The following is a 15,885-nucleotide window of genomic DNA, read 5'->3' on the forward strand; positions in this document are numbered from 1 at the left end:
CACTTCTCTCTGCACTTCACCCAGATTTGGAATTATGCAAAATGCTCATGTAAAAGATGGACAAGTTTACTTTGTTGATGGGTATGGCGACGTATATGCCTTCAACTTAACTACAAAGAAGCTGATGAAAAAGTTCCATCTCAACGAGTACACACGTCAATCCCGCCTTCAAGATGAAATGGTCTACTTCCATAAGGACTACTTGTATTTCTTCCGCTATAATGACAAAACGTCTTCACATCACATTGAAAAATATAACCTCCAGGGTACTGTCGAAAGCACGATTATCCTTCCTGACCTGAAAAAAAAATTAGGGAATAATTCGGTTAACTTGTATGACTTTAAAATATTGCAGCCTTGAGGAGCTCACGCAACACTATCAGCTTAATAGAAATGTTGTCGATACTGCTCATTAAGACAATTAATAGGGCGGGATGATAACTGATGTGGAGTTCGATAAGTAGTAATGACCAACTGATCATGAATATGTTCAACATAGCTTTGCAGTTAGAAGACCCTTGGAAACTCACACATATTGAATTTGATGACTACGCTCAAGCTTGGCATCTGCACATTGACTTCGAGCGAGGAACTACATTCGCATGTCCCTTGTGCGGAAATGCTTCCAAGGCATATGATACCGAAAAGAAGCAATGGCGTCACCTGGACTTCTGGAATTGGAAAACCTACACATGCCAGATTGCCACGAGTGAAATGCCAATCATGTACCAAGTAACTCAAGTGCCAGTGAAATGGGCTCGACCGTTGTCACATTTCACACTGCTATTTGAAGCGTGGGCGATGCGGTTGATGGCTGAGATGCCAGTCAATGCAGCAGCCCGCGAGCTCAGAGAGCATGATACGAGAATGTGGCGTATTTTTCATCACTACGTCAACAAGGCGATGGCCGATCTGGATTTGTCTAAGGTGAAACGAATTGCAATTGATGAAACATCTTCGCGACGAGGGCATCGCTACATTACCTTGTTTGTCGACATGGATCGAAAAATCGTGCTGTTTGCTACGCCTTGAAACCCTACTTCAGAACTTGGTACAGCGGTCAAGTGTTCTTCTTGAGGGCTGTACCAAGTTCTGAAATTCTCTTAATGGCGGAAGGGTTATGAAACTAGCAACTATGCTTTTACCCATCCAGTAGAGCGAAGAGCCTGAAAATTTTAGGGTAAATACGTCAGTTCATATGAAAATATTTGATAATCAATGGATTATTTTTTCGAAAGTAATGGGATAATGTATACTCAAGTTGACAATAATGGAAAAATGACATTGTACTGGAACTAAACAAATAAACAAGGGAAGATAAAGATCTTGCCTTGTTTTAATCTATACTTATTCAACTTTTTTATTTTTAGTAAGCAGCCTTTTTAAAAGAATGACCAAAAAAACAAACAATGAAGTGAAAAGTATAATACCGATTGTCACTAGGGCTACAGCAACGTCCATGTTTTATCTCCTTTCAGTTTATTTAAATGTTATGAAAAAGAAAGGATTTTAAGCCTAATGGAGTTGTTTATGCTCTGGATTAATTGATTTAAATGTAGTAAGAGTAAAGTTTGACGCTGCCGCTCAATTGATTGCCATTAAATATATTATATGTTATTTTTGATTACATGCAACAAATGGAATTAAATAATATCAATGTTATTGACACAAAGTTACCATCTTGCTTAGAGGAGAGTCTTCACCTAGATCCTGAGCCTGATGATGCTATGCGTGTTTATAATAAGGTCGGATTCAGGAATTAGGGAAAATGTTGGACGATCCTCTCATCCTGATCTCTTTGATGAATCAATTTCTCAATCGGGTTCTCCAACCCAGCCGCATATAAGAAAATTTCGAACCATGCAGAAGCCTTTTGCTTGGTTCTTTTTAGTGCGCCCAGCATGAGCGCTATCTCAAGGGTTGAAGTCCCGAGTGGTAAAGGCAGTAGTAGCCATAGCTTAAGGCAAGGGTGTTCATCGCGAGATGAAATCTGAAGGAAGCCGGCGGCAAATCTCCGATCTGAGGGACACGAACTTCATAGAAGGCTAGCGTACGTTGGAGGAGTTTTCCAAACAAACCAAAGCCCATACTGCCAAAGGGGTACGAGAGTAAATAGAGCAGATAGTTGGAGAGGGCAGAGCTTATCCACGTAACAAAGAGAGGAACAATTCACGCAAGGAGAGGTAGGAAGGATGATTCAGGAATTACTTTCACGGGAAAACCTTCTATCGGCATTAAAACGAGTCGAAGTGAATAAAGGAAGCCACGGCGTAGATGGCATGTTCGTAAAAAAACTTACGTACCTCGTACAAAACTGGCCCTAGATTCGGTAAGAGATCGAAGAGGGGACCTATGAACCATGAACCATGAACCAAGCCCAGTCCGAAGGATCGAAATCCCGAAACCTCATGGTGGAGTTCGGTTATTAGGGATCCCTACCGTAACCGTTTTTTGGTAGGCGGATGTCATAGGAACACTAGCGGATCCAATTTCATAAAATATCTAGTCGAGAAGGGGGATGGGCAGCGGGGGATGGGCAGCATGCCGGTCGGACCCAGATCTAAACATCCTCGTATAACGATTGTCCCATGCAGGTACAATGAAATGAATGATACGGAGGGTATAAAATGAACGATTTCCAGAAGGATCTGCAAAACTTGAATGTCGGCCAGTTCAATTCGACGGGGATGGCGTCTACGTCGGGGCAAAATCAGAGCGGTCCGGGGGATTCCCGCTTATGTGTTGGCATTTGCTTTTTTTGCGTCGGGTTTTGTTCATGCAGCAACTGTTTCCGCTGCAGCAACTGCTTCAACTGTGCCCGCTGCAGCAACTGCGTCAGCTGCGCCCGCTGCAGTAACTGCGCACGTTGCGGAAGCTGCGCTCGCTGCCGCTGAGTAACGAAAAGCTCGCTTGGTTCCGCAAAACGGTATGCCCCTGCAGATGCCTGCAGGGGCTGTTCCTTTTTTAGTTTCAGGCATGACGGACAAAACGCTCTACATAACTTAAAAATGAGGGAAAACCGAAGACCTGCGTACAATGCGGTTTTGCCTCCGGCAAAACTTTAAGGAGGAATAAAAACTTGAATCCTTCTATGCGTCTGAAAGTGAAAGGGGATACGTTCTTTCTCCCCGATTCGAATGGAGGCGTCTACTTTCGCAACAATACGGGTTCGTTCCGAATGGAAGGCGACATGGTCGATCGGTGGATCGAAAAATTGATGCCCATGTTTAGCGGGGATTATTCCATGGCGGATCTGACGGACGGGCTGCCGGAACCGTACAGGGTACGGGTTTATGAAATCGCGGAAGTACTGCTCAATAATGGCTTTGTCCGGGATACCAGCCAAGACCGCCCGCACGGCCTCCCGGAAGCGGTAGAACGGAAATATGCCGCACAGATCGAATTTCTGGACAGCTTGGGCGGTTCGGGCGCTCACCGCTTTCAAACCTATCGCCAGGCTAATCCGATTGCGGTCGGTTCCGGTCCGATATTTGTCTCGCTCGTTGCGGCCTTGTTGGAATCCGGGTTGTCCCGGTTTCGTATACTGATCACGAACCGGGCGACCACGGATCGCCAGCGGATCTCCGAGCTGACGGCGACCGCGCGTCTATCGGACAGCGAGATCGAGGTCGAGGAGATCTTCCCGTCGAATGACGGCTTCCTCGATTGGCCGGAAGTCGTGCGGCTGGCGGATTCCGTTCTCTACGTCGCTCAGGATGACGATCCCAGAGAGCTTAGAGCGCTGCACGCGGCCTGCAGGGACGCGAAGAAGCTGCTGGTACCTGCCATCTACTTGCGGCAGGCGGGCATAGCAGGGCCGTTGGTGCACCCGGATTCGGACGTCTGCTTCGAATCCGCATGGCGCAGGATTCACCGAACCGCCCTTGGCGATGCGGATCAGCCGACCGCCGTCTCTACAACGCCGGAAGCCATGCTCGCGAATGTGGTCGTATTCGAATGGCTTAAGACCGTGTCGGGGACAACGGCTTCGGAATTGAACGGACAGCTGTTCCTGCTGGATCCGGAAACATTAGAAGGAGAGTGGCATTCGTTACTTCCCCATCCGCTAGTCAGGGGTCTTCGTCCGGCCGAGCCTACGGATCCGTTCGACCTTCCGGTCGATCAGCGTACGGAGCGGCAGGAAGCAGACCGCCTCCTTTCCTATTTCTATCGCTTGACTTCGGCGAAGACCGGCATTCTTCACCGTTGGGAGGAAGGGGACTCGAAGCAGCTTCCGCTCTCGCAGTGCCGCGTCCAGGCAGTCGACCCGCTGTCGGAAGGCCCCGCCGAGCTGCTGCCGCAGATCGTCTGTGTGGGAATGACGCACCATGAAGCAAGAAGGGAAGCGGGCTTGGCCGGCATCGAGTCGTACGTGTCGCGACTGGCCGGGGTTCTGAAGGCGGCCAGACCTGCGCAGCCGGATTCCGCAAGCCCGCTCGAGTTGCAACCACAGGAATATGTAGGGATCGGAGCGGGAGAGACAGTAGCGGAAGCGGTCTTCCGCGGACTGCGGAAATGTCTGTTCGAGGAGCTGAAAAGCCGTTCCGAATCTAGCCTGCCCTCCGTTTATCGAATCAAGCTAAGCAAGGTTGAGGACGATATTTGCCGCTATTGCTTGCGCGCATTGACTACGATGCGGGACGCCCCGGTAATCGGACTGGGGCAAGAAGCGGCGGGTTTCCCGGTCGTCTGGGTCGGTACGAACGGGTACTGGTACGGTGGAGTCGGAGTCAACCGCACGATGGCGCTGCGAGAAGCGCTCCGACAGGCGCTGATGAAAACCCAAAACGATGCGGCGGACATCCAAGGCCAAATCCTGGAGCGCTCTTCGGTCAAGGTGGAAGATGCCTTGCCGCAGAGTCTGACGATCCCCGGCTTCGATGAGTCGGAATACGGCATGATACTGCAGTCCGTCCGGCAGATCCTGCAATGGAACCGTAAGCGGATCGCGGTCGTTGATTTGTCGACAGAACCGTTTATGAAAGAAGAGCTGGCAGGCGTGTTTGGCGTGTCGCTGCGAGAGGAGGAGACGCATTGAGCGCGATCGTGACGGTCATCGGGGAAGGACAGCTCGCGGATTTGGTAATCAAGCAATTGTCTGCCGATGACCGCTATCGGCTGGTCCGGCAGAAGAGCATGGAATCCGGAGAGGCGGCAACGGGAGACTTGGCGCTGGTATTGAACGATGCTTGGGATCCTTCCGTTCATCCTGCGGCGGAGGATCGGTTCCGACAGTCGGGAACGCCCTGGCTGCGCGGCTTTGTTGCATTCGGAGAGGGGATTGTCGGTCCGCTGGTTCGCCCGGAGGGGCAAGGATGCTCGCAATGCGCGGATACCCGGCTCCTGCTGGCGGGAAGTGACCGCAGGGAATCGTGGGACCTACAGCAGAAGCTGGCGTCGCATGGGGGAATCGCCCGGGACGCTTGGGCGTCTCGCACGGGATTATTGCAGGTGGCGCGCCTTGTTGCGGCAGAAGCCGTGAAGATGCTGGAGAGCGGGCAGCCAGAGACGGAAAGCCGATTGTACTTGATCGATTTGCGTACGATGAAAAGCTCGTCGCACTTCTTCCTGCCCGATCCGCTATGTCCGATCTGCGGCCGATTGCCGGAAGACGATGCGGAGACGGCCCGCGTTGCGCTGCAGCCAAGTCTGAAAATCAGCGCCGAAACGTATCGCAGCCGTTCGATGGATGAGCTGAAGGATGTTTTGGCCAAAGAATACCTGGATGCCAGGACCGGTTTTCTGAACGGGAAAATGGTTGACCTTGTGTCCCCTTTCGCCGATGCGAGCATCAATTTGCCCTTGTTTGGCGGTGATGAGGCTTGCGCAGGTCGGACCCACTCCTATGCGGATAGCGAAATGACGGCCATCCTGGAGGGACTGGAGCGTTATTGCGGTCTGTCGCCCCGCGGCAAACGCTCCGTCGTTCATGACAGTTTCCGCAATGTGCAGGACCAGGCGCTCGATCCTCTCCGCGTAGGCGTCCATGCGAAGGAACAGTATGAACGCTCCGACTTCCCGTTCAAGCCATTCGATCCCGAGCGGCCGATCGATTGGGTATGGGGCTATTCGTTTCTGCAGCAGCGTCCGATTCTCGTACCGGAGCTGCTGGCTTATTACAGTTCGGGCTGCGGTCACGGATTCGTCTACGAAACGTCCAATGGCTGCGCGCTGGGCGGCAGTCTGGAGGAAGCGATCTTCTACGGGATGCTGGAAGTGGTGGAGCGCGACTCCTTCCTCATGACCTGGTATGCGCGACTGCCCCTGCCGCGCCTGGACCACCGTTCGGTCCAGGACCGGGAATTGAGATGGATGACGGATCGTTTGGAGGCCGTGGCGGGCTATGACGTGCATTTGTATAAATCGACAATGGAGCACGGCATACCGAGCGTGTGGGTGCTCGCGAAAAACAAGAAAGAGCGGGGCGTGAACCTCATTTGCGCGGCGGGCGCCCATCCGGATCCGATCCGCGCGGCAAAGAGCGCAATCCACGAGGTGGCGGGCATGCTGCTCACGGTCAGCGAGAAATTCGAGGAAAACCGTCAGCAGTATGAACAGATGCTTCTCGATCCGTACCAGGTCGTTCAGATGGAGGACCACTCCATGCTGTACGGGTTGAAACAGGCGGAGGAACGGCTCGATTTTCTGCTGAATGACGATCGTCCGATGCAAACGTTCGCCGAAGCGTTTGAACCGAGGGGCTGGAACGCCGATCTGACCGATGATCTGAAGGCCATGCTGCATGTTTTTCGCCAATTGAATCTTGAAGTGATCGTGGTCGACCAGACGACTCCGGAGACGCGTCGCAACGGACTGCATTGCGTGAAAGTGCTCATTCCCGGCATGCTGCCGATGACGTTCGGGCAGCATCTCATCCGTTTGACGGGACTGGATAGAGTGCTCAGGGTCCCTGCGGAGCTGTCTTATTCGCTGGAGCCCTTGTCGCCCGAGCAGCTTAATCCATATCCGCACCCGTTCCCATAAATACGGCTATGGGGCGGCGCGGTTGAAGCTAAGGAGGAAAGCGATGAGTCTGATGAATCTGGATGTTTTTCTTCACCGTTTGCAATATGATCCGGATAAGGTCAAGCCCTTGGATTGGGAGACGGATTGGGATGACGCGCCGCTTCCTTACAAGCTTTATCGCGGCTTGCCGATGTTTCCGCTATCCAGGGAAGTGCCGGCAACGCTCGAAGGCAGGGATACGACCGGTGTGCCTAGCCTTCGCGATATCGGACATTTCCTCTACTATGTATTCGGGCTTGCGCAATTGACCCAATCCGTCATGGAGCGGGATACATCGGAAGAATCGGGAGGCGTCTTGCAGATGTGCCGGCGCTTCGTTCCTTCCGGAGGCGGGCTATATCCGAGCGAACTGTATCTCTATCTGAAGCTTGGCGAATTGCCTGCCGGTGTATACCATTACGATGCGGCGCATCATCGGTTGGCGTTGCTGCGCGAAGGAAATTACGACGATTATTTGGCGAGGTCGCTCGGGAATCGCTGCGACGCGAACGGTTGCTTCGGTGCCGCGTTCGTATCTACGGTTTACTGGAAAAATTTTTACAAATACAATAATTTTGCCTACCGGCTGCAGGGACTGGACGCCGGCGTGTTGATCGGACAGCTGCTCGAAGTCGCAAAACGATTCGGATTTTCGTCTGGCGTGCATTTTCAATTTCTCGATCAAGCCATCAATCATCTGCTCGGACTATCGGAACAAGAGGAGAGCGTGTATGCGGTTATCCCGTTATCGACGGAGCCGGCGATCCGGTGGATGGAAAGCGGGAACGAGGATGAGGACACGGTTTCCGCCTCCGAGCTGTGCCGGGAGTTGTCGCCAGTCAGTCATGATCACTATGTCAGGTCGCGGAGGATCGCAGATTATCCGATGCTGCTTCGGATGAGCGATGCGTCCCGACTGGATTCGGCGCGATTGTTTCGACAGATCCGGAAGGATGAGCAAAGAATCCTGGATCAAGCGCTCGCACTGCCTCTGCCGCCTGTAGACCGCTTGTCGTATGATTTGGCGACGGTTTGCCGCAACCGGTTCTCGCCCGAGGCGGAATTTGTCTGGAAGCCGATCGGTCTCTCCCGGCTTGCAGCTCTGCTTCGGGAAGCGACGGCTTCCTTCTCGTATCGCAACGACCTGGATGGCCCACAGGAGCGGCCGGAACCCCGTGTATACCTTTATGGCTGCTTCTACGGGGTCGAAAACGTTCCGGATGGCGCTTATCGGTACGATGGCGCCGCGCATGCGCTGCAGTCGGTTTGTCTTGGAGATCACCGGCAACGGATGCAGGAGGGAATGTCGCTTCCCAATATCAATTTGCTTCAAGTGCCGCTCGGCTTTCATGTGGCAGGGAAGAGGAGTTTCTTTCAATCGCAGCTCGGCAAGCGAGGATACCGCATACAGCAAATGGAGGCCGGGATGCTCGTGCACCGATTATTGCTGGCAGCATCCGCCCTCGGGATGGGAGGGCGTCCGCTTCTCGGGTTTGACGCCAATTCCAGCGATGCGCTTTATCAGACGGCTTCCCGGGATGAAACGGGGCTGATTTTTATACCGGTCGGTCCCTATCGTCAACGATTGCGGTTGGCGGGCAGTTTGAGCCGTTAAAATAAAAAAATCATCGCTAACGACATTGACGCGAACGGTCATGTCGTCAGCGATGAAACCCGCTCTTTCAAAAAAAGGGAGACTGGACTTCTCTTACCAATGATGGTTATCCCACGGATGATGGCCATGCGCGTGGGGATGGTCCCATGGATGGAACCAATCATGATGGTGATCGACCGAGTAGTGATCCCACCCTGAAGACGGATAAGGATGAAGGTGGTCATCCATATGCGGATCCCATGGATGATGCATGAAGGGATGGATCATGGAGGGATAGTGATCATGCTCCCAGGGATGAGCCATTACGGCTTGCTGTTCGTCCTCCCAAGGATGACACATCCCGGGATGGTGTCCGTGATGATGAGGAATATGGTACCAGGTATAATGGGACTCGTGAAACACGTCATCGCGAGGTCTTATTTGATTATTCGATTGCTGCTCGAATGCTTGCTCGGACGGAGCGGAACCCTGCAATCCGGCCGGGTTCTGAACGGAAGGTTGATGGTGTATCATAGTTTTCCTCCTAATCTTTTGGGGGCATTCCATCGTGAATCCTCTTTTGGCAGAACTCGCTTTGGAAGCCTTCGCTTGGCATAATTCACAATATGCTGAGATTGGGAAAAGGGCACTTGACCCTATAAAATGGGCAGCTGCCCCAAGAGGAGGGGAAGCCGGGAACGAAACGGACTGCCATTACGTCGTCTATGCAACATCCACCGCTTCTATGGGAGGCTCTCCATCCGTCTTTTCCGTACCATTGAACAAAATCGGATTTCTACGGCGGATAACAGCTCCCGGCCGGATTGCAATTGGCCTGCCACTACACCAGCGTCTTCCGGTTATCTTCACGCCACGGGTAGTTCCAGATTTCGACCTAATCGTAGTCGCGACGAGCGTGAAGGTGACGCGGTACCCTCCCTCCGGCACCTTGAAGGCGCCGAGAAGCACCGCCAATCCTTCGCCGGAATCAACTTGTCTGGCACATACTCCGGCGTCGCCATTCCGTCTCCTGCGGATTTCGGACGGAACTTCAAGGATGAGTTCTTCTTCCGTAAACGGAACAGCCCGCTCCATTAACCATCGCATTTCATCCAGATGATACATGCCGCTTCTTCTCTTAGTTTTGGATTGGGTGGGCCGAAGGCAACTGTTTCTTTGCCCCTGTTGTCCAGGCCAGATGCATCACAAGCCCTCCCAAATTGTTCTGCTTGAGTTTCTCTGCAGTTATCGGAATGAGCGTCAGGTCAGACGGGCTCCCGGAACGACTACACAGAAAGACTGCCCAATCGTTGGGCCTCCCTAGCTTGCACCAGGGAGTAGAGAACGCCAGCCTCCGTTCTCAAGTGGACGTCCCGGCTTTAAATACTAAACGGTGAATACTGCAGCCGCTTCAGCTCGAGTCATATTTTGTTTTGGTTTATACTTCCCATTCGGATTTTCGTCTAGAAGACCAATATCTACGCCACTCATAATCGAATTAGTTGCCAAAGGTGCCATTTTATTTTGAACTGAAAAAGATGTGTCTTTCGATTTTTTTGGAAGTGAAGAAAAATGCTTTGTTATTGTTTTAATTAACATTTTGGCAGCTTGCTCACGGTTAATGGGGGCATTTGGTCTAAATTCGGTATTTACTAGATGCTGCTCTGCATGCACTAACGGAGATTTCCGTACTGGAAACGCGACAGGGGATGCAGGGGAACGCTGACTTTTTTGCGTTACCTCCTTGAAGCGGGAACCAATTGCTGCTATGATTATCGATAAAATATTCGATAGACAAGAACACGAAGGTGGGAGAAACCGATGGAACAACATCAACGCGCGTACAACTTTAATGCCGGTCCGGCTGCATTGCCGCTGGAAGTATTGAAGCGGGCTCAGTCCGAATTCGTCGACTTCCGTAGTCAAGGCATGTCCATTATGGAAATGTCACACCGCGGCGCCGTCTACGAACAGGTTCACAATGAAGCGAAGCAATTATTGAAGGAACTGCTCCACATTCCTGAAGGCTACGACGTGTTGTTCCTGCAGGGCGGGGCGAGTACGCAGTTCGCCATGGTGCCGATGAACTTGCTGGCAGGCGGCAAGGTTGGCGCATACGTCAATACAGGGAGCTGGGCGAGCAAGGCCGTGAAGGAAGCGGAGCTTATCGGCGAGACACAAGTAATTGCCTCTACCGAATCCGACCGATTCATGCGCATGCCGACAGCGGAGGAGATTGTTGCGCCGGAGAACGCTGCATATGTTCACATCACCTCCAACGAAACGATTGAGGGGACACAGTTCGCGACTTATCCAGATACGGGGGACGTGCCTCTGATTGCCGATATGTCGAGCGACATCCTCTGCCGTCCGGTGGACGTGTCGAAGTTCGGCATGATTTACGCGGGCGCACAGAAGAACCTGGGCCCATCAGGCGTCACAGTCGTCATCGCGAAGGAAGAGCTGCTTGCGAACAGCCCTAAGACGATCCCATCCATGCTTCGTTATAGCATCCATCATAAAAACAATTCACTATACAATACGCCGCCTTCCTTCTCCGTATATATGGTCAATCTCGTGCTGCAATGGTTGAAGGAGCGCGGGGGCTTGGAACAGGTCGAGCGGGATAATCAAGCGAAAGCCGAGCTGTTGTACGGCACCATTGATAACAGCGGCGATTTCTACCGGGGCTGCGCAGCGCGCGACAGCCGTTCCATCATGAATGTCACCTTCCGTCTAGCGGATGAGGAGCTGGAGAAAGCGTTCATCAAGGAAGCCGGGGAAGCAGGCTTCGTCGGCCTGAAGGGACACCGCAGCGTCGGGGGCTTGCGCGCTTCCATCTACAATGCTGTACCGTATGCGAGCTGCGAGGCGTTGGCCCAGTTCATGAAGCAATTCCAACAGAAGAACGGATAATGATTGGTAAATTGGTATGTGCCCTGCAAGGTTTTCTTGCGGGGTATTTTTTATTTTAGTAGATATTTTTTTAATAAAAGGGTAAGTATTTCCCCATTGTCTCAACCTGCATTGGATTTTGTGCAATGAAACAGCAGCTCACACCTCTTAATAGTAGGTTACATTGGAATTCATACAGTGTTTTGTCACTCTTTCCGCAGCAATCTCCGAAAACAGCCGGATCTACTGGACAAAATACAGCCAAATGCCGTTCAACCGCTCAAATCGGACATTTTACTGTACCATTTCCAATGGAACATCCTTCGATCAAGGCCGTTTGACTAACAAATAGATAGTGAACGAGGTGCATATAACATCCTAAATTTTGTATTCTCTGATATAATGAAGTAGGTGTATGTGCCTAAGGGCAGGAAGGAATGCCGTGCATATCCTAATAGGTACATACAGAAATAAAGGGACGTAAGGAGAGCCATGAGTCTCATTAATGAATTATATACCTATACTAAAGCAAATCCAGTGTTCTCTTTAATAATGACCTTTATTATTTCAGCTCTTGTATGGCTATATAACGAGAGTAAAAATATAATACAAGCCGAAAACAAGTTAGAGCGAGATGAAATCAATAAGAAGTTGCAAATCTACGGCGGACTGGAAAGCACAATATCCTTATTTATCAAGACAAAGTCCAAAGAAAGTGAAATGAAACTGTTTGAGATGATCGGAAATTCAGCGCCAGTTGTCTCAGATAAAATAAGGAACGTGATTGTTGATTATTTTAAGGATTATGATGAGAACAGATTAAAGCTGCTGCTTGTTTTTATAGAACTTGAGATAAAAGAATTGAGACAAAACAATACCGCTCTCCTATCAGAAAATAAATCAGATGAAATTGATAAATTTATGAGGAAGCTAGCACAGCCAGCAAAACCAATTTTGTTTTTATTATTTGTCGTATGTATTTCATTTTTCTCCCTTTATTATTGGCTGCGTTCGGATTCGTGGTTTGAAAGGTTTAACTATATGTGCGGCACTTTCTCAATTGTGTTGGGGGCCTTATTATTATTTTGGTTTTTAAAAGAGTTGATAACAAATAAATTAAAGCTTCAAAACAAATATATTATATTGCTATTGATCATTTCGTTAAGTCCTGTTGTTGCTATTTTTGTTAATGAAATATTCTTCCTGATGACGATTGTTCAGGTAGTAACTCTTTATGCAACGGGAAGAATCAAGCGAAATGAAAAGAAAATAATGAAATACGAATCGTTCCAGTGAAACACGAATTATCAAACTGCATTCACTAGAAAAAAGAGCCCACTCAAAGCATCACCTTGAATGGGCTCTTTCGCTTGCTGCCTTATTGTGCGGCCTTCCACACGTCGGCGCGGCCAGGCTCTTCGCCCCGCGTCCACCAACGCGCACTATAGACGGCGCCATTATGCTTGACCTGGTCTCCGCCTGTATAAGCTTTGTCTTTGTTCCAATCCAAGACGACGTCGCTGACCAGTTTCCATGCATCCGACACATCTGGCTCGTTGTTCTGTGTCCAATATAACGCTTCATACTCTAAGTCCTTATATTCGACCCGGTCACCGCGGTTATATACTTTGCTTGCTTCCCAAGCAGACGTGCCCGGAAGCGGAGGATTTCCGCCGTCACCGCCATCACCGCCGCCATCGCCGTCGTCTTTTATCGTGCTGACTGTAAGCGGCGCGGAGAACGGCGACTTGTTGTCGGCGCTGTCCACGGCGCGAACCGTATACGTATAGGACGTATTCGGCGTCAACCCGGCATCTTCGTAAGAAGTCTGGGTTGTGGTTCCAATCAAGACTCCGTTGCGGTGCACTTCATATGCTTTTATTCCGTTCGGTGCTGTAGCTGCTGACCAGTTAATTGCGATCGATGTTTGAGTTTGGGATGGAGACGCGACGTTGCCAGGGGCAGTAGGGGCTTGTTCGCCCGTACCGTCGTTCACCAGATTGACATCGATGACTTGGTAGAAAGCATTGCCGGTATCCGCGATTTCCCAGACGCCGAGAATCAGATGATACCCGCTGCGATCGGTCGGCACGCTACATTCATGCGTCACGCTGTTCGGCGGTCTCTTGCCGCCGTCGTCGATGGAGCAGAACGGCACCTGCTCAAGGTCGGCGCGGGTCAATGGCTTGTTCGGGTCCCAATCCTTCTTCGTGATATAGTAGTTCCATTTGGCTGTCGCGTGCGGCGCAGTCAAATGCCACTTGAACGTGTTTTTGCCGCCCTGAAGCGCGACTTTGTGCCAACGATCGGCAGTCTGTTCATTGAGCTCCGCAAATACGCCGCCGCCGGCGATTTGGCCATCCGCGGGGCCGCCTTGCGGGAAGGAACCCTTTCCTTCTACGCTTTGCGGCTCATATTGCACCTGTCCGCAGTCCTTGTTTAATCCTTGCTTGCACAATACGGCGCGGCTGGCCGGAGACTCGATGTAGCCATGAGCCGAAGCGTTTTCCGCAAAGATCAGCGTGCAAGTCAGGCCGAGCGTCATGAGCCCAAAAGCTGCAAACAGGGGAGATGCTCTCGAGATTAGATGATTCCAAATACGTGGTTGTGTCACCATTTCTGCCTCCTTGTTGTGTATTCTCTATCATTATAAAGATAAGCGCTTAAATTTAAGCATTCTATTAGTATCAATTCATATGAACGTATATTCCTATTTTTTTGAATAGATCTCAAGTGCTAGGCTGAGAGGAAGGATGCAGAAGAAATAGAGGCAATATGGCGAATAGCCTAAAGATTCGGGAAGCCTTTGTCGAAATGAATTAGATATCCAATATTTGTATTATTCCGCTAAATGAGGTGACTAAATGCGTTGGATGAGGGTGTGGAGCTGGACCGCCGTACATGAACAACAAATTCCCCGCCTGCTCGGGGAAACAGGCGGGGAATATATCGGAAATGAGGGACATTCAATTGAAATCCCGCGCTGGCACTAAGCCAAAATGCGCCGGGACGGCTCCGTCAGCTTATAGCCGACGTTGCGGATTGTCATAATATATTCAGGGCTGCGCGCGTTCTTCTCGATTTTATCGCGCAGGTGGCTGATATGAACATCGACGATGCGCGTATCGCCAAGAAAATGATAATCCCACACGCCATGCAGCAGCTGCTGGCGGCTGAGCACTTTGCCGCGATGCCGGCAGAGGAAGACGAGCAGCTCGAATTCCTTCGGAGTAAGCTCCACCTTGCGGCCACTCAGCTCCACTTCCCGTTGATCGGCCATGACGGTCAAGCAGCCAATCTCGAACACGCGGCCGTCGTCGGAGAGCGGCAAGGAACGAATGCGCCGCATCACCGCCTGAATTCGGGAAATGAGCTCCTGCGGAGAAAAAGGCTTTGTCATATAATCATCGGCTCCATTATCGAGACCGTGTATTTTGTCGCCTACTTCCTGCATCGCCGTCAGCATAATAATAGGAACCATGTTGTTCAGCTCGCGCAGCTTGCGGCACACTTCCAGCCCGTCGCTCTTCGGCAGCATGCGGTCCAGAATGATGAGGTCCGGACGGAAGGTTGACAGCACGTCGAATACCGCTTCTCCATCGTATACGCACAACACATCATAGCCAGCCAATTTCAAATTATATTCAATGAGGGTAGAGATGGATGGTTCGTCATCAACAACTAATATTTTTGATTTCATAGCAGTCCCTCCCGCAGTTCAATGATTTCAGTGTCGGAGTCATGTCCTCACGACCGTCTATCACTATTATGAAGGGCTTTCGTCAGCGCCATATTAAGCAAACGTAAACTGGATGTAAAAAAAAGTGGAATTACGTCATGCTCATGACAACGCCGATAAGGTATGGAACGAGCCACAGCCCCCATACGGTCAAGCTGAATTTATGGAACCGGCGCTGCGAAGCCGCGCTGCCTTTCCATTTGACAAGAGCGGCCCATACCGCATGAACGAGCATCAAAATAAGGGCTGCAAGTCCGGTTAGCGCATGCAGCGGATTTCCGCCGTCCCCAGCGAGAAGGCTCATTAACGAGGTGCCGGTTGTATCGCAGACAAGACCGAGCAGGAAGAAGAAGAGATGTTTATGTTGCAAAGCGCCCGCACGTTTTTCTCCCCATACCCCAATCGTGTAAAAAACGAGCGCCAAATTAATAAATATGACTGCCAATGCCAGCATGTGTGTCTCACTCCCAGTTGTGTAATTGGTTAGCGGCATCTGTTCATCCCATAACGGTGTGCCCTATAGTCTAATCATAGATCGGTTTTATGAATCGAATATGAATGGAAGATTACAAGCTTTCGGTTCATGAGAGTGAGAGATTGACACTCCACACGGCTAAAGCCGTGGGATTCTTAGCTAGTTGGTGCTTCCGCA

At 50.8% G+C, this 15,885-nt stretch carries 14 protein-coding genes and 2 pseudogenes; 9 read left to right on the top strand and 7 right to left on the bottom strand.

Annotation, left to right across the window (positions count from 1 at the left end; translation table 11 throughout):
• From LQV63_RS30435 to LQV63_RS30445, 3 genes and pseudogenes are all read left to right on the top strand, one after another.
• A pseudogene (locus LQV63_RS30435) lies at nt 1-361 on the top strand (hypothetical protein); the annotation flags it as partial.
• 83 nt (nt 362-444) lie between these two features.
• Complete coding sequence (locus LQV63_RS30440) at nt 445-1,032, top strand: helix-turn-helix domain-containing protein (RefSeq protein ID WP_233699523.1); 588 nt, start codon at nt 445-447, stop codon at nt 1,030-1,032.
• Nucleotides 1,033-2,192: 1,160 nt separating this feature from the next.
• Nucleotides 2,193-2,446: pseudogene (locus tag LQV63_RS30445) on the top strand (group II intron reverse transcriptase/maturase); the annotation flags it as partial.
• A 264-nt stretch (nt 2,447-2,710) separates the two neighbouring features.
• Here the strand turns inward: LQV63_RS30445 and LQV63_RS30450 are convergent.
• Nucleotides 2,711-3,037: a hypothetical protein gene (locus LQV63_RS30450; protein WP_233699524.1), complete on the bottom strand. Its 327-nt coding sequence runs from the start codon at nt 3,035-3,037 to the stop codon at nt 2,711-2,713.
• 42 nt (nt 3,038-3,079) lie between these two features.
• Between LQV63_RS30450 and LQV63_RS30455 the strand changes: the two genes are divergently transcribed.
• The 3 genes from LQV63_RS30455 to LQV63_RS30465 are packed head-to-tail and all read left to right on the top strand — an operon-like array spanning nt 3,080 to nt 8,620.
• Complete coding sequence (locus LQV63_RS30455) at nt 3,080-5,038, top strand: putative thiazole-containing bacteriocin maturation protein (RefSeq protein WP_267934269.1); 1,959 nt, start codon at nt 3,080-3,082, stop codon at nt 5,036-5,038.
• Nucleotides 5,035-6,984, top strand: coding sequence for a TOMM precursor leader peptide-binding protein (locus LQV63_RS30460; RefSeq protein ID WP_233699525.1), 1,950 nt, complete (start codon nt 5,035-5,037; stop codon nt 6,982-6,984). The genes LQV63_RS30455 and LQV63_RS30460 overlap by 4 nt, the downstream gene beginning before the upstream one ends.
• Nucleotides 6,985-7,027: 43 nt before the next feature.
• Nucleotides 7,028-8,620, top strand: coding sequence for a SagB family peptide dehydrogenase (locus tag LQV63_RS30465; RefSeq protein WP_233699526.1), 1,593 nt, complete (start codon nt 7,028-7,030; stop codon nt 8,618-8,620).
• Between the two features lie 93 nt (nt 8,621-8,713).
• On the opposite strand, the gene LQV63_RS30470 is transcribed toward LQV63_RS30465, so the two are convergent.
• The 3 genes from LQV63_RS30470 to LQV63_RS31910 all read right to left on the bottom strand — a co-directional run bounded on the left by LQV63_RS30470 (nt 8,714) and on the right by LQV63_RS31910 (nt 10,273).
• Nucleotides 8,714-9,133, bottom strand: a complete 420-nt coding sequence (locus LQV63_RS30470) for a hypothetical protein (RefSeq protein WP_019419010.1) — start codon at nt 9,131-9,133, stop codon at nt 8,714-8,716.
• Nucleotides 9,134-9,322: 189 nt separating this feature from the next.
• Complete coding sequence (locus LQV63_RS30475) at nt 9,323-9,724, bottom strand: hypothetical protein (RefSeq protein ID WP_233699527.1); 402 nt, start codon at nt 9,722-9,724, stop codon at nt 9,323-9,325.
• 261 nt (nt 9,725-9,985) lie between these two features.
• Nucleotides 9,986-10,273, bottom strand: coding sequence for an S-layer homology domain-containing protein (locus LQV63_RS31910; RefSeq protein ID WP_233699528.1), 288 nt, complete (start codon nt 10,271-10,273; stop codon nt 9,986-9,988).
• Nucleotides 10,274-10,420: 147 nt separating this feature from the next.
• Between LQV63_RS31910 and serC the strand changes: the two genes are divergently transcribed.
• Entirely contained in the window at nt 10,421-11,515 is a 1,095-nt protein-coding gene (serC, locus tag LQV63_RS30485; protein ID WP_233699529.1) for a 3-phosphoserine/phosphohydroxythreonine transaminase, read from the top strand.
• A 471-nt stretch (nt 11,516-11,986) separates the two neighbouring features.
• The gene (locus tag LQV63_RS30490; protein ID WP_233699530.1) at nt 11,987-12,790 is read left to right on the top strand and encodes a hypothetical protein; all 804 of its coding nucleotides are present in this window, start codon (nt 11,987-11,989) and stop codon (nt 12,788-12,790) included.
• 82 nt (nt 12,791-12,872) lie between these two features.
• On the opposite strand, the gene LQV63_RS30495 is transcribed toward LQV63_RS30490, so the two are convergent.
• A complete protein-coding gene (locus LQV63_RS30495) occupies nt 12,873-14,111 on the bottom strand; it encodes a lytic polysaccharide monooxygenase (RefSeq protein ID WP_233699531.1) in 1,239 nt (412 codons plus the stop codon).
• 247 nt (nt 14,112-14,358) lie between these two features.
• Between LQV63_RS30495 and LQV63_RS31625 the strand changes: the two genes are divergently transcribed.
• Nucleotides 14,359-14,487 (top strand): hypothetical protein, encoded by a 129-nt coding sequence (locus tag LQV63_RS31625; RefSeq protein WP_267934271.1) that lies wholly within the window; start codon nt 14,359-14,361, stop codon nt 14,485-14,487.
• Here the strand turns inward: LQV63_RS31625 and LQV63_RS30500 are convergent.
• Nucleotides 14,484-15,194, bottom strand: a complete 711-nt coding sequence (locus LQV63_RS30500) for a response regulator transcription factor (protein ID WP_019419279.1) — start codon at nt 15,192-15,194, stop codon at nt 14,484-14,486. The genes LQV63_RS31625 and LQV63_RS30500 overlap by 4 nt on opposite strands.
• A 130-nt stretch (nt 15,195-15,324) precedes the next feature.
• Nucleotides 15,325-15,687: an HsmA family protein gene (locus LQV63_RS30505; RefSeq protein WP_019419280.1), complete on the bottom strand. Its 363-nt coding sequence runs from the start codon at nt 15,685-15,687 to the stop codon at nt 15,325-15,327.
• Between the last annotated feature and the right edge of the window lie 198 nt (nt 15,688-15,885).

Origin of the sequence: Paenibacillus profundus (assembly GCF_021369635.1) — a bacterium.
Classification (GTDB): domain Bacteria; phylum Bacillota; class Bacilli; order Paenibacillales; family Paenibacillaceae; genus Paenibacillus_B; species Paenibacillus_B profundus.